At 39.5% G+C, this 14,824-nt stretch carries 12 protein-coding genes; 1 reads left to right on the top strand and 11 read right to left on the bottom strand.

What is annotated here, in order from left to right; all coding sequences use genetic code 11:
* Positions 1-47: 47 nt before the first annotated feature.
* Together trxA and NXS00_RS20645 are read right to left on the bottom strand one after the other, a co-directional pair.
* On the bottom strand, positions 48-359 hold the full coding sequence (gene trxA / locus NXS00_RS20650) for a thioredoxin (RefSeq protein WP_258101171.1): 312 nt from the start codon (positions 357-359) through the stop codon (positions 48-50).
* Positions 360-362: 3 nt separating this feature from the next.
* Positions 363-644: a rhodanese-like domain-containing protein gene (locus NXS00_RS20645; RefSeq protein WP_258101170.1), complete on the bottom strand. Its 282-nt coding sequence runs from the start codon at positions 642-644 to the stop codon at positions 363-365.
* Positions 645-823: 179 nt separating this feature from the next.
* Between NXS00_RS20645 and NXS00_RS20640 the strand changes: the two genes are divergently transcribed.
* Positions 824-1,087, top strand: a complete 264-nt coding sequence (locus tag NXS00_RS20640; protein ID WP_258101169.1) for a heavy-metal-associated domain-containing protein — start codon at positions 824-826, stop codon at positions 1,085-1,087.
* Here NXS00_RS20640 and pbpC read toward each other — a convergent pair.
* The 9 genes from pbpC to NXS00_RS20595 all read right to left on the bottom strand — a co-directional run bounded on the left by pbpC (position 1,084) and on the right by NXS00_RS20595 (position 14,755).
* Entirely contained in the window at positions 1,084-3,363 is a 2,280-nt protein-coding gene (gene pbpC, locus NXS00_RS20635) for a penicillin-binding protein 1C (RefSeq protein ID WP_258101168.1), read from the bottom strand. The genes NXS00_RS20640 and pbpC overlap by 4 nt on opposite strands.
* A gap of 5 nt (positions 3,364-3,368) precedes the next feature.
* A complete protein-coding gene (locus tag NXS00_RS20630) occupies positions 3,369-8,795 on the bottom strand; it encodes an alpha-2-macroglobulin family protein (protein WP_258101167.1) in 5,427 nt (1,808 codons plus the stop codon).
* A 96-nt stretch (positions 8,796-8,891) separates the two neighbouring features.
* Positions 8,892-9,515: a M23 family metallopeptidase gene (locus tag NXS00_RS20625; RefSeq protein WP_258101166.1), complete on the bottom strand. Its 624-nt coding sequence runs from the start codon at positions 9,513-9,515 to the stop codon at positions 8,892-8,894.
* Between the two features lie 52 nt (positions 9,516-9,567).
* Positions 9,568-10,497, bottom strand: coding sequence for a DUF2167 domain-containing protein (locus tag NXS00_RS20620; RefSeq protein ID WP_258101165.1), 930 nt, complete (start codon positions 10,495-10,497; stop codon positions 9,568-9,570).
* Between the two features lie 88 nt (positions 10,498-10,585).
* Complete coding sequence (locus tag NXS00_RS20615) at positions 10,586-10,984, bottom strand: VanZ family protein (RefSeq protein WP_258101164.1); 399 nt, start codon at positions 10,982-10,984, stop codon at positions 10,586-10,588.
* The gene (locus tag NXS00_RS20610) at positions 10,974-12,401 is read right to left on the bottom strand and encodes a B12-binding domain-containing radical SAM protein (RefSeq protein WP_258101163.1); all 1,428 of its coding nucleotides are present in this window, start codon (positions 12,399-12,401) and stop codon (positions 10,974-10,976) included. Before NXS00_RS20610 ends, NXS00_RS20615 begins: the two co-directional genes overlap by 11 nt.
* A 42-nt stretch (positions 12,402-12,443) precedes the next feature.
* Complete coding sequence (gene creD / locus NXS00_RS20605) at positions 12,444-13,799, bottom strand: cell envelope integrity protein CreD (protein WP_258101162.1); 1,356 nt, start codon at positions 13,797-13,799, stop codon at positions 12,444-12,446.
* Between the two features lie 51 nt (positions 13,800-13,850).
* Positions 13,851-14,141 (bottom strand): winged helix-turn-helix domain-containing protein, encoded by a 291-nt coding sequence (locus tag NXS00_RS20600; protein ID WP_258101161.1) that lies wholly within the window; start codon positions 14,139-14,141, stop codon positions 13,851-13,853.
* Entirely contained in the window at positions 14,138-14,755 is a 618-nt protein-coding gene (locus tag NXS00_RS20595; RefSeq protein ID WP_258101160.1) for a hypothetical protein, read from the bottom strand. The genes NXS00_RS20600 and NXS00_RS20595 overlap by 4 nt, the downstream gene beginning before the upstream one ends.
* Between the last annotated feature and the right edge of the window lie 69 nt (positions 14,756-14,824).

Genomic DNA, 14,824 nt, shown 5'->3' with positions numbered 1-14,824 from the left:
ACCCAAAACGGGTGACCTATCACTCTCTGCGCTATGATAATCAACAACTAAACCTCAGTTAACATGAACTGATTAAGTATATTTTCTAATTCAGCGGCTTGTCTAACGCCTGATTGTCTCCATTTTATCTGTCCCTTCTGGTAGATCACCAATGTTGGGACGCTTTGTATTCTCAAGCTTCTAGCCAACTTTTGGTTTTTATCTACATCCACCTTCACAATGGTTGCTTTGTTTTTGACTCTCTTCTTCAGGTCATTAAGTATTGGACCCAGCATCTGACAAGGTCCGCACCATTCTGCTGAGAAGTCTACCAAAACAGGCTTATCTGACTTGATGATTTCGCTGAATGTTTGTGCCATTTTTTATGCGTTTTGAGGAACCAAAGCGTTCACATCGTACCAAGAACCACCATTGTACACTTCGATGCCTTGAGCACCTAAGAATGCACATGCCTGCCCACTTCTGTTTCCACTCATGCAGCAAAGTACAAGCGGTCCTTCCATTGCCTTAAACTCATCTACTCTTGCCGGTACTTCATTCAAAGGAATGTTGATTGCGCCTGGTACGCTTCCGCCTGCAAATTCCATTGGAGATCTAACGTCGATGATTTTTGCTCCCTCGTTGATTAATTTTTGTAAACTCATATTTTTAAAATTTTCTGTTTCTTTTTTCTAAACTCTTATGCAAAGAAACGATGAAGATTAAATGGAGTTTGTAACATCGGTTACACTGGAAACTGCGAAAAGTCATTTTTTAAAAAGTTCAATATCAGTATGTTGCAGATGAGTTAATGCTAATATTGTTCTCTCAAACTCCTTGAATTATGGAAACTAAAATCATCGTAGACAATTTGAAGTGCGGAGGTTGTGCCAACACCATTAAAAACAATCTGCAAAAAGTAGAAGGTGTTAATGCCGTTGCTGTGGAAGTAGAAACCTCTGAAGTGACATTGCTTCATGAGTTTGCTGTAAGTAAACAAACGTTGCTGGATAAACTGAGTAGCCTGGGCTATCCACAGCAAGGTACTTCTACAGGAATGCAAAAAGTGAAATCGTACGTCAGTTGTGCGGTGGGAAGAATGTCTTAGTTGACAATCACGGAGAAAGAAACCTGATCCCTATTGCCTTCCGGATCTGTAACGGTTAATAGATGTTGTCCTGATCTTAGTTTTAATGGGAGAGAAGCTTGCTCTATAGTGCTTCCCAGATATTCATTGTCTAAATACCAGAACAATTCTCTATTGGTATAGCGAGTAGCTACTCTGCTGACTACAGGTTGGTAAGTGCCATCGAAATCACGCGTAACAATGATGTTTGCTTCATCCAGAGGGTAGATTATTTCCAGGATATCTGATTCATTTCTTGTTGGGCAAGATGGATTGTGTGTCGGTATGCTTTCTATTAAACCACCATTCTGTCTGAGATAATAGCTTACATCAGGAGGGTAGCTAAGAAATACTTTGGTTACTTGATTGCCTTTCCAGCAATGGGAGCAGACGATATGGTTGTTTTCAATTAGGTGAGCCTTGTGAAACTCACACACCTTCATCGGTTTCATGTTTTTTGGAGCTAGCTCCTCTTCTGATTCTGGACAATGCTCTGAGGCATAGAAGCCAGTTTGCTTACATATTTTGATGGTTGAATACTCTTTGGGGTTTGGCTCAAACCAATCGTCTGAAGGAAGTATGTTTAAGATGTTAAACAGAAGAGGTCCTGCACTTCGCATTCCAGAGAGGCTTTTATTGGATTGTCCATCAAAGTTACCAACCCAAATAACTATGGTGTGTGAAGGTGTGGTTCCAACTGCCCAGGCATCTTTGTGTCCATAACTGGTGCCTGTTTTCCATGCGATGGGTTTCTGATTGCCATACTTCTTCCAGTAAAACTCCAGACCAGGGCGAATCAGTTCCTTCATTTCTTCCAGAATGAGTGTGCTGGCGCCCTCACTTATGAGTTGGGTTTGCGTACTGGTTTCATCGGGTAGGTAATGGATATCTTCGAATTGACCACCATTGGCCATACCGCGGAAAAGCTTAGCTACATCCCATGGTGTAACTTCTGAGCCACCTAATATGATAGGAAGTCCGTATTCATCAGAACTTCGGAAAAGTGTGGTGATGCCTGCGGCTTTCAGATTGTTGTAAAACTTATTGACACCATAGGCATTTAGTAGTCTTACTGCCGGAATATTTAATGAATAGATCAATGCTTTGTTAGCTGGAATAATTCCTGAGAACTCTTCAGAGGCATTGTTGGGAGAGAAACTGCTAAAGTAAGTAGGTACGTCCTTGATTAGGGTGTTTGGAAGAATGAGACCTTCATCAATGGATAGCGCATAGAGGAACGGTTTTAAGATTGATCCACTAGATCTAGCCGCTTGGACTCCATCCACTCGTCCGAGGTTATCTAAATCATCAAAGTCATGACTGCCTACATAGCTCAGTACATTTCCGGTTTTATTATCAACGACCAAAGCGCATGCATTATTAATTCCCATTTGGTGCATTCTTGCGGTATGTTGCTTGATGAAGAAGTCTGTCTCGTATTGAATGTCGGAATCGATGGTGGTTTTAACGATATCCAGTTGATTCTTTTGATGAATTAGTTCTGTAAGATGAGGTGCTGCTAATGGAAATGGAATGATTTCGTCCGGGACATGCTCTAATAATGATAGTTCATAGGTCTCTTCATCGATAACTTCATTTGTAAACAGCTTCTTAAGTAACTGGTCGCGTTTAGTCTTAAGGGCTTCGTCATTCTTTGTTGGAAATATCATGCCCGGTGCATTGGGAAGCACAGCAAGTGTAGCCGCTTCCGCCCAGGATAGCTGAGTCGGTTTCTTGTCAAAGAATCGGTAACTAGCCGCTTGATAACCTCTTATGTTGCTGCCATAAGGAGCGTAAGTAAGGTATTGAGACAGAATCTCCTCTTTAGAAAAACGTGTTTCTATTTTGATTGCTAGAGCAATTTCAAGAAACTTTTGGAAGATGGTTCGATCCTGATCCCGGATCATTCGAGCTACTTGCATGGTGATAGTGGAGCCACCACTCACCACTTCACCTCTTGTAATATTCCAATATAGTGCTCTTAGAATAGCTACAGGATTGAATCCTGGATGATATTCAAAGTATTGATCTTCGTAGTTAAGAACTGATAGTTTGAGGTTCTCTGGTATTTCTGTTTGCAATTGTGGTGGGAGACACCACTGTTCGTCGCTATTGAGAAATACACGGAGAAAGGTACTGTCCTTGGCCAGTACTACCTGGCTGTAGTCAGCTGGAATTCGTTGCTTTAGCGGTATTATCAGATAAATAATAAACGCCAATATGGGAACTCCAACTCCTGCAACTACCTTTCTCCGCATACTAATTATTTGGTCACATTCACGGTCTTGGCAGGTTTGGTAGCAATGTAGTCATTGTTGTACATCGCTTCACATCTAGCACCTGGCATAATATAAGAGCCTGAAGTAATCGCATTGATTTTCACTACAAAATCAAGTGGTTGTTTCTGTAAGTCAAAGAACCACATGACTCTGTCATCTCTGATGTCCAGATATTCTTCTTTTCCAGTGATCCAACCTGCCATCCAGCTCGATTCCACCTCACCATTCAGGCGAGTGTTCTCGATTTCCCAACCGGAAGGAAGTATTTGCATCAACGCCACTTCTTCAACAGTTGAAGTCACACTCTTGTTGAATACTCGGAAACGTCCATAGAACGTGCTTCCTTGTTTTACATTGTTAATGTCAATGTTTTCGCCATCTTCATTGAACCAGCTTACATCAAGGGTGATGTTCTTATTTTGCTCAGGAGTATTGTCTTTCAACGGAACACCATTGCTGGAAACTGTAGCATACAATTGAGGAATCTTTACATCCGAATTAAGCGATACTTTCATTTGCTGACCATATCCTTCATTGATATATAGATTGTAAGTGTCTACCGATTTTATGGATTCTGTATTGCCGTTTGGAAGCTCTACACGACCTTCAATGATCAAATCATTGGCTGCAGCTATACCCATTTTATCAAAGTAACTGCCGATACCCAGCAACATCTGACCAACCGTTTGAGTAGAATACCAATAATGACTGGAGAGTGTCTTAGCCAATGTTTTAGCTAATAACTCTGCATCATTTTTACGATCAAGAATGGTAAGACATCTCAGGATAATACCAAGATCACGGTTGTGCGAACCATACGTCCAGCTAAACTCCTGATATTCCTCTACAGTCATGCTGATATTGTCTGCCAGCCCCTGAACTTTGTCCTCTGCACCAGCAAGTTTGTAAGCAGTTACCAGCATCCATTTCTGCACACTGGTCATTTCATTATAGTTATTCTGTTTCAAGATGTTCATTTCACCAGTTGGCGCTTTGTTGGCCAATGCAAGTACAAAACATCTATTAACACGTGTCATTAGATATTTTTTGTCTTTTGATCCATTTTTGGTTTGTCTTTCCAGATATCTTATGATGCCATCATACATTAGATCTGGAACTACATATCCTGCTTTTCTTGCTTCGATCAGGAACTGCCCAGCATAGTTACTACCCCAGTCGCTGACATAGTTGCTGCCTGGCCAGTAGCTAAATCCTCCGTCAGGTAGTTGGAACATTCTCAAACGGTCAATTCCTGCATTGATGTTTTTATCGATTTCTTTTAGTTTCTCTTTATCGTTTTTGAATAAGGTCTTCAATGCCAATTGAGGATAAACCGAAGAAGTCGTTTGTTCAATACATCCATATGGATATCTGATAAGGTAATCCAAACGATGCATGAAGTCCATATTTGGGAATACGGCCAGTTTCAATCGCGCATTGTTGGTGCCATCCAGTCCTACTTTTGGAAGATCAAAAGTGAGGGTTTCACCAGGTTTGATCACCTTTTCTTCAGATTGGTATACTCTTGGAGAGCTTGGGCTTACAGGAATATCTGCTTCGAAAGTGCTCTTAGTGTCTTTTCCTTTTCCGATAATGGTGATTTTACCTTGTCCTACTGCTTCTTTAACTTTGATTTTGAATTCAAATAGTTGATCATCCACTGATTCGAAATTATGGCTAACAGATTTGCTGCCCACTACCTCTAAAGGTCCTTGAGTGCTTATCGCAATATCTACAGGTCCGAGCTTCTCTTTCGTGGCAAAGACATTTACAGGAACTATAAACTCATCACCAGGCTTCAATGCTCTTGGAATGGTAGGTTGGATAATAAGGTCACTACGTACAGGCACCGTCTTTTCTGCAGATCCAAATGAGTTTCCTTTAGCAGAAACTACCATGACTCTTACTGAACCTACGTAGTTTGGCATTTTGAATTTCACAGTGGCTTTTCCTCGACTGTCGGTTACTATTGGTCCCTCAAACATACAGACTGGTTTGAAGCGTTTTTTCTTGTCGAATGGATCTAGTTGCGATTCTCTGTAATCCATGTCTCCACCAATAGAGAAGGTTTTAAACACATCTCCAGCATTAGCTCCAATCACATGGCCAAACATGTCGTAGGTTTCCACATCCAATCGAATTTTTCTAAAGAATTCCTTCCATGGATTTGGAGTGCGGAATCCCGTTAAGTCTAGAAGGCCTTCATCTACAACTGCAATGGTAAATTGTGTAGGCATTCCAGAAATGGTACTCACATTCACTTCAAACTCTTGCTCTGGAAGTAATTCATCGGCCATGTCAATGGCCAACTCTTGTTTGGTGTCAGGGTCGACAACAGTAAGTGGTAAAATGCCAAACATACGGATTGGGCGATCATTGGTAGTTTGTGCATGATCTTGAAGTACCGTAATGGTTACGTAGACATTTGGAGCCATGCTTTTAGAAAGCTTTACTTTCACTTTCATGTCCTCAGTGTCTTTTGGCTCTACCCAGCTGCTGGCTAGTATGTCGTCACCTTGCTCCACAGTTAGAAGGATGTTACCTTTCTTAGGAGAAGGGAATGAAATGACAGCTTCTTCTCCGACATTGTAAGACTCTTTATCACTTCTTAGGCTAAGTGTTCCTGCATTTTCATCTCCTGAAGGAACACCTCCATACGGATAAGCGCTCATGAAAATACTCGATGTATGTCCCATTGGAACTGATGCATCCTGCACCTCTATCAAATACTGACCACTTTGAGTAGGTCTGAATGGAATGTTTGCGAATGGAGTAGAAGATGTGATGGTGCCTTCCTCAACTAAATAAGAATGCTTATCAGTTTTGTATCGAAGCTTAAAGTCACGGTAACTATCGTACTGATACCACCAATATTTACTGTTTCTATAAATTCGGTATACCAATTCCTTTCCGCTTTGTGCTTCGCCTTCCGTATTGACGAGCACCACTGGTATCTTTTGTTCTACATTAAGTTTTGCATACGAATAGCCATCATCTTGAATACCTACATAGTGCGAGAATGGATGTAGATCAAGGTAACTCCATGATTCATTAGGTCTGCCACCTTCTTCCTGCACAGTTGCAGTGATTTTTACTTTCAGAGGAGAAGGGGCCTGACTCATGTTTGGTACATTCCAGGTGATTTTAGCCTTACCTTGCTCATCCAGAGATCCTGATTTAACAGCAGTTTTTATGTCCTGGAAGTCTACATTCTGATTGAAGAAACTGTAATCCTTAAACTTTGGAAATGCAGTTGGCTGATCGAAAATCTCAACTTCTGTATCGTAAGGCAAGCCTGAAGCAGTAGCGCCAAATAAATACTTACTTTCTACTTCAAACTTGAGCTGTTTATTCTCAGGTTTTAACACCTTCAAGTCAGGAGTAACCTTAACTTTTAGTTTGTTCGCTACAACTGTTTCTACTTTGAGGTTATGATAGAAGTATTTGTTTCCAACATTGATTTGTACGTTCCAGTTACCAGTTGGATCGTTTTGCCCTGTACCAAAGTTGAAATTGTAGAATCCATCACGAGCTCCTTTTTGAGTCAATTCTTGCACTAATGTGCCTTCTGGATTATAGAGTTTTAAGTATGCTGGTATGTTGTCCGCATTAGCTGTGCTTTGGTATCTGACAATGCAGGAGACGTTTACTGAGTCGCCTGGGCGATAAACTCCACGCTCAGTATAGATATATGCTCTGGTTTGAAGTTCGTATTGACTAAGTCCTTCCACATCAAATCCAGAATTATTCCACTGCATTTCATATGGCTTGATGACAGTAACCTGACCATTCTTCTCTGCCTTGATTAGCTGGATGTATGATGAAGCATGGATTTTTGCCTGACCCTGTTCATCCGTAGTTCTTGTATAGTCGTTATCGTAACGTTGTACCGTTACTTTGACATTAGAAAGAGGTTTTCCAGTTTTTAAGTCCGTAGTGTAAACTCGATAATCTTCATTGCCCTCTCTCTTTACCATTAGGCCGATATCAGAAATCGTCACAGGCTTGTAGATCTGTCCTTTGTTCTGGATATACTCAAGCTGTTCTCCTTCAATTGGAACAAGTACATCTTGTGGATTGAAGTTGATTCTAATTAAGTATAGACCATTGTTGTATTCTTTTAGGACATTGTCCAATGACAAATTGTGGAGTAACCATTTGTTCTTTTCATCACCAATTTCGAAAGTCTGGTTATAAATAATTGCTCCAACAGACGATACATACGTGTTGTTGAATTCATCATTTCTACTCTTTCCAGTTTTAATGTTTTCACGATCGAAAAATTCTTCCAATTCAGAAGTGAATACTTTTTTCACTTCCACGTGTACTCTCTTAATATTGGTTGTTAAGAATTGAAGGTTTTTGTTGTTGCTCGTTGGCATGAACATGCCTGAAGAAGCAAACTCCACCTGTGGGGCGATATCTGCAAATTTGATTGACTTTTCGAAATCAATTTCGCTAGTTGTTGCCCAGCGACTTTTGATTCCTTTAGTTATTGAGATTTTATAGGTATTGCCAAATCGGAAATCGCCATCCAGAATGACGTATTTACCTAACTTTTGAACAGTGAAATCTACCGATGGAGAAACTTTCACAAATCCACTGATGTCTTGTTTGGTGTCAAGTTGATCCGAGAACTTGATCATTAGTTTTGGAGATTTGCCCTGCTCGTCTTTTTCTATCTCACTTACTTCGAGTTTGCTTAAAGGCACCACCTCAACAATTTTCTCAAGCGCCTCAGTAAGATTCATTTTCTCACGATCAAGAGAGAATAAGTAGCGCGTAGTGCTGGACTTTCTTTCCAGAGGATCTGTAGCGAACGAGAATGACTTTGAACTTTCTTGGTTCCAGGTAAGCTTAGAGTTTTCAAATGATCCTGCTTCCTGAATGGTGGCCAATTCTACAGGTTGAGAAAAGGTAATCTTACCTCGATACACCAGTTTGTTAGGGTCAGACGGGTTAAGCAATTCAAGATCTCCGCTGAATGTTTTTATTTCCTGACCTTCTACGTAGAACTTCAAATCAATTGATTTGACTTCAAGATTTGGGTCAATCTTAGTTAAATCCAGTTTACCTGTATAGTTGATCCTGCTTTGTAAAGGTTCACTTGGTGTGAAAACCAATCGATTCGTCTGAGTCCAGGTGGCTTCTCCTTCGATGCTTGGAGAAAATGAGAAAGGATTCTCAATTTTTGTATTGCGTAACTCCATATTGATCATGTCCTGATTGAAACCGACGATGATTTCATCATAAGGAGATATGATTCCAGAAGTCACGGTGTTTAGCAGTGCAGCAACTTCTTCCGAGTATTCAATTTCACTGGTGTCTGGTTGCTCAGATTTGTTGCCTCCACATGAAAGGAGCAGTGCTGTACTAATGAAAAATAGAGCGGATCTAAAATAATTGGCCATCAAAAAGGTAGGTTATAAAAACTAGGTAAACTGGTTAGTAAATTCAACTTTGAAATTACGAAAAATCAAAGAGAGTGAGGTGTCAATTTCTCTTAATTATTCCTTGCTTGATAAGAAAATCAAGGGATCGTAAAAATGAGAAGTCAATTCCTCCATGTCATGACAATTCAGTGTGTTTGAGATGAAATATCTCTCAGGTGTTTTGCTATTTGGAGGAATAGGAGATGGGGCTGATTTGAGTATTTCAAAATGAAAATGATCAAACTGCCAGCCATACAGGTCAAGCTCTTCCTTGTTAAAATACCGCGCGATTTCTGTATTGGGTTCAACAGTTTGACCTACTTCCACCAGGATTTCTGCTATGTGTTCATATAATGTCCAGAACGAGTCTCTTTCGAGTTTGTGCTCCAGTATCAGCTGAGCATAGGGGCCATCTTTTCGTTTGCTGATTATGGTTCCGGTTGCAATTGGAAAGATTGGTTCATGTATGTAGTTATTCCCAGGTCTTTTGATGTCAATTCCAGTATGAAGGTGAGCTGGAATACCTGGTCTGGCTTTTCGTTCTATTCCAAAATCGCCAATTTCGGTTAGTTGGATTTGGGAGGGAGTTCTGTTTTGAGTGGCTATTGGTGAGAGAAGCGAAGTTTCGGAGTTATTACATGAGGTCGTCAACCATAAAAGGATTATGGAAAGAAGGGTAATTCTTTTGTAATCTTTCATATGCAGATTTAACCCACCATCTCATTTGAAGTTGAAATGGTGGGTTTTGAATTTATCCGATTTCTCGTTGTTCCTTTCCGGTCCAGATTTTTTTGATAAAGGCAATTAATGCACCTCCTGCGATTAGAATGATCTTCCAGAATTTAGCGAAAAATATCCCTATGACTTTAATGAGTCCTGCTTTAGCTGCTAGTTTTCCAGCAACAAGAGCTCCAATTCCATAGGCAGCTACTTCATCAACATCAGGATTGAAATCAAAATAAGTGTTGCCTTGATTGAACTCTACTTTGCCAAGTAAATCTTGCATAGAAGGTTTGACCATTTCCAGTTGATCGACAGAAGCGATAGCATTTAATCTTAAATAACCCTTTCTGCCCAAAACACGAATGTCATAGTTTAAGGTGTTGATATCACTTTCGTCAAATGCCAGTTCTTTTGCCCAATATAGTTTTTTAGACTCCTGATCATAATAAGGTGATTCTGCCCATCCAACAAGTGAGTAACCTCCATATCCAAGCTCACGACGTTCTTTACTGGATTCAATTGCTTCCTCTTTCAGTTCTTCCAATAGATCCTCATAATCTATGTCAGCAGCATCATCGTCATCTATGTGACCATCTTCTACATAAGATAATACTACTCCCCATCCCTCTGGTAGATATGGATTAACCGAATCAGGAAAAATCATTCCTAGTGTCTCTTGAGGAGGGTTGCCCCATGCTTCTACAAGTATTTTTTGAGTTTCAACATCATTGAGATATCTAAATCCTTCATTAAGGTTAAGAGTAGCCAGCTCATCACCTAGCACAATAGTGCCCTTCTGATAATCTAAAGAAGCATTCATTTCTTCAGCTTCTTCATAATAAGCCATTATTTCAGCAAATGTAGCACTGTCTAAACCTAAGCTGTCTTCTTGAGAAAATGAGGGAAGGACAAAGCATAATAGCCCAATGAAAATTGTTGGTCGGAGTTTGTTAATCATTAGTATAAATTAAAAGTACTTGACCAAAATACTTTTTTCACCGGGATATATACAAGAGAATTAGCATAAAAACTGAAATTACATAAAATTATGAAGTCAGTCTACTCATTGACTTTTTAAGGTTTTCAACCAGATTTGGACTGAAAATTCCTAACCCAATCACATCACAAAGCATATCGATATAATCAAATGTTCTCGTTTCAAATGCTAGCTGAGTAAACTCTTCCGCGATGGCGAAAATCAAAACAATCACAGATCCAAGTGGAAGTTTGGTGTTGTGAATCATGCGATTTTTAAGTGCAATGTTTAGAAACATTCCTAGTAATCCGTAGAGCACCAGGTGTCCAATTTTATCTCCGTATTTTATTTTTTCGGCTACTTTCATCAGCCAGAAACCATTATTGGTATCGGCAGCATAGATGATGTAACAGATGAAGGTGAAGAAGAGGAAAAAAACGGCCTTTGGTAGATGTTTTTTAATGTTCATAGCTGATTGATGGTTTAGAAATGAGCGAATTTGATACATGTTCTATTGGTTGTGTTTTGTCTTTAACTTTAGATAGAATGGCTTCAAGAAGCGGAAGCATTTGATTGAGACCCTTTGTTTTGATGATGAAATTCCAAAGTGGTTCAAATTTTTTCCATCCCCCAGCATAGAGGAAGTGCTTTAGCTGATGTTTCGGTACTTCATGATTTAAACTGCCTTTCAGAATGTTGGTCCATGAGTAAAATTCTTTGTACGACCAATCATATCCTGCTTTCAGTTCTTCTGGAGTCAGTTTAGTAGTTTTGTAAACCACATGTCTTGTGTCGTATAAATCCCAGTTATTTGTCGTTAGCCGGTTTTGCTTTTCCATGCTTTTGTAAAGTGCAGTTCCAGGATAGGGAGTAAGTATGTGATAGGTGGATGTGGTGATTGCATTTGCGACTCCCCAGTCCACCGTTCTTTTAAAAACGTCTTGGTCATCATCATCCAGTCCAAAGACGAAGCTACCATTGATCATAATTCCAAGACTGTGTAATCTTTTTACAGCCTCTTCATAATTTTTCTTTAGGTTTTGCTTCTTGTTGCTTTGTTTTAGGTTTTGAGGTGAAAAAGTCTCAAAACCCACAAAAAGACTTCTCAGTCCAGTCTCTGCGGCTTTTTCGATAAGGTTTCCTCTTAGAATTGAATCGATGGTAGCTGCTCCCTGACAGACTCTGTTCATGCCTTTCATTCCTTCAAAGAGAGAAGTTGCAAAACGAGTATGACCAAGCAAATGATCGTCCAAAAAGTAAAGATGTCTACCAGGAAGACGATCAATTTCGCTCAGTGCATCGTCAACCTCCTGGGTGTAAAAACTTTTTCCACCTTCGAAAAAAGCATCCTTGTAACAGAAGTCGCAGTGATGCGGGCATCCACGTGTTACGACAATTGAGTTCGGAACTAAATACCTTTCTCTCTTGATGAGATCCCTCCTGATTGGAGGGATCCCTGTGAGAGTTCTTACATTGGAGGAATACGTTTTTTTCGGTTTTCCAATTCTGAATTCTTTTAGAAATTGAGGGAAAGCTTCCTCTCCGGGCCCTATAAAGATGCTGTCAGCATGCTGCGAGGCTTCATCGGGTAAAGATGTGACGTGTAGTCCTCCCATGATGACATATGTTCCTTGTTGCCTATAATGATCTGCTATTTGATAAGAGCGGTAGGCATTTGTGATGTAGACTTGAATAACTACTAAATCAGGAGAATCATCTAGTTTGATTTTTTCGACATGCTGATCTACCAACTCTACTTCATCATCTGAACTCAAATACGAAGCTAGAGTTGCTAGACCAAGTGGAGGAAATAAGGAATATTTGATTGGGCGCCAGAAAGGACTTTCTGCTTCTGCCAATGCAGGTAAAATCATTTTGACTTTCATAATCATGATTTTGACTTTTAGAATATCGTCGATTGACTGAAATCAGGAAGAGAGTCTTGTTTTGCCAATAGCGTACCAGTTGATGTTTCTGGTGAAGTACATGGTGGCTCCAAGAATTAGTGCTAAACCTACTGATCCGAGTAGTAATGCGAAATCGGCCAATTGGAGAGTGACGAATAAGAAGCCATAAACACCACATAGCACTGCTGATAAGAGCAATGTGATTTTTCTGGTTTTAAAAACACTGATAGAGTATAAGGAGATCATTCCAATTACAGCAATTGCTGAGATGATGTATGCTAGATTAAAATTGGAGTGTTCTGAAATTGATATTAATAGAACATAAAATAGGCAAAGTGATAACCCCACGAGTGTATATTGAAATGCGTGAATTTTTTCTCCATTTAGCACTTCTACGAGGAAGAAAATTAAGAAGGTAAGGGCAATGGTCATTATGGCATACTTGGCGGATCGCATTGATTTTTGATAATCGTCCAGAGGAAGCATTAAATCAACTCCGAAAGCGGATTGATCTAAGGAATTACTGTATTTGTCATTGATCCAACTTTGTGGGAAGTTTCTATTGAGTTGGAGTATTTTCCAATCTGCACTAAATCCATTTTTATCAATCAATCGATCATTTGGTAGGAAATTTCCATTGAAACTAGGGTCAGTCCATGAAGAAGTGAGTTTAATCTCAGTAGTGTTCCCAATTGGAATGAAAGAAAGGTTTTCGCTGCCCTGCAGGTTTAAACCAAAATTGAAGTTGATGTTTTGTTGTTTGTCTTGATCAATTTTAGGAAGATCAATAGTTACACCTGAACTTATTAGGTCCATTATTTTTGAACCTGGTTCTGCGTGAAGCTTTTTGTCCCCCCAGGTTAGATTGATGTTGTCTTTTATGCCTCTCAAATCAGTGATTCCTAAAGTAAGGAATGCTTGATCCCAATGGATTTGCTTTAAGTTGGTTTTGTCAAACTTTGGGTTGAAGCTGAAACTGCCATTTACATTCATTTTTGATTTGTAAACGACAATTTCATATATCCCGCGTTTGAGAGATTCGGGATCAATTTGACCGTTGACTTGAAGGTCATCGGGTAGAATATTTAGGTTTCTGGATATTTCAGTGAATGATCCATCTTCATTTTTAATGGTTGAATAATAAGTGATCGGAATGGTTAGAATCGGTCCTTTAATTGTTTGATTATTCGCCCATTTAGAACTCACTTCTTGAATAGCGTCCTGGCTCAATGTTTCTCGTTCATAAATGATTTCCTTCACCATGCTTGTGGGAATGAGGAGGATTAATATAAGAACTGCAATGCTGATTAATTTCAACGTTACTGAATGCTTCATCCAATTGTTGAGTCGATCTGGAAGTGTGGAGTCTGTGTTCATAATATTTATTTTGAAAGAACTTTGAAATACAAAGTAAAAAGATAAAAATTTTTATTTAAGTAGTTGCTCGATTGCTTGAATGTGCTTTTTGAAAGCAATCTGGCCTTCTTTGGTTGCCTGGTATTTAGTATTGGGTTTGCGCTCTATGAATTCCTTGGTCACTGAGATGTAATCTACTTTCTCTAGGGCCTTCAAGTGAGAGGCCAGATTGCCATCAGTGACATCCAATAGATCCTTCAGGTTTTTGAAATCCATATAGTCATTCACCATCAGGGCAGACATGATGCCCAGACGGGTTTTATTCTCAAATGCTTTATTTAAATCTTTAAGGATTTCTTTCACTTCTCATACTTTACGTACATCACTATTCCGTAAACGATGTGCAAGATACCAAATCCTATCACCCAAAGTATCAATCCAAAGCCAACATACTGACAGCCGATCAATCCAAGTACGATTTCTAATATTCCCAGGCTTCTGATATCTGAAAGTGTATACTTACTTGCATTGACTAGAGCCAATCCATAGAAGACTAATGTCAATGGTGCAATCAAGCCTATGAACCCGTTGTTTAGAAGAATTAAACAAACCAGTCCTCCTGCTACTAATGGAATTAACATGTTAATCACCACTCGCTTCGATTGACTATCCCATAGTTTTTGACCTTGCTTTTTTGCTTTGCGCTGAGTGAAAATGATTCCCACACCTATAGATAATACCAATACGCCAATAGCTATGCCTAACAATTGGATAATGTTATCTGCGGTCATGTCAGCACGACGATAACTTAAATAATCTTGCTGCTGATAGACTGTCTGATAAGCCAGGTATGCGCCGACCAACGCAAATAGTCCAGCCATTACACCAGATAATCCACTCAATGAAATGAAGCGAGACGATCGCTCCATGATGGACTTGATATCCTTAAGATCTTCTAAGTATTTTTCTTTAGTCATGCGAAGCACTTTGAAATACAAAGTAAATGTACGGAAATAAATTTTAAAAGGTTGTGCCTAATTTTTTCT

It is taken from the genome of Marinoscillum pacificum, assembly GCF_024714495.1.
In the GTDB taxonomy this organism is placed as follows: Bacteria; Bacteroidota; Bacteroidia; order Cytophagales; family Cyclobacteriaceae; genus Marinoscillum; species Marinoscillum pacificum.
This window is presented reverse-complemented; position numbering and strand designations above follow the sequence as displayed.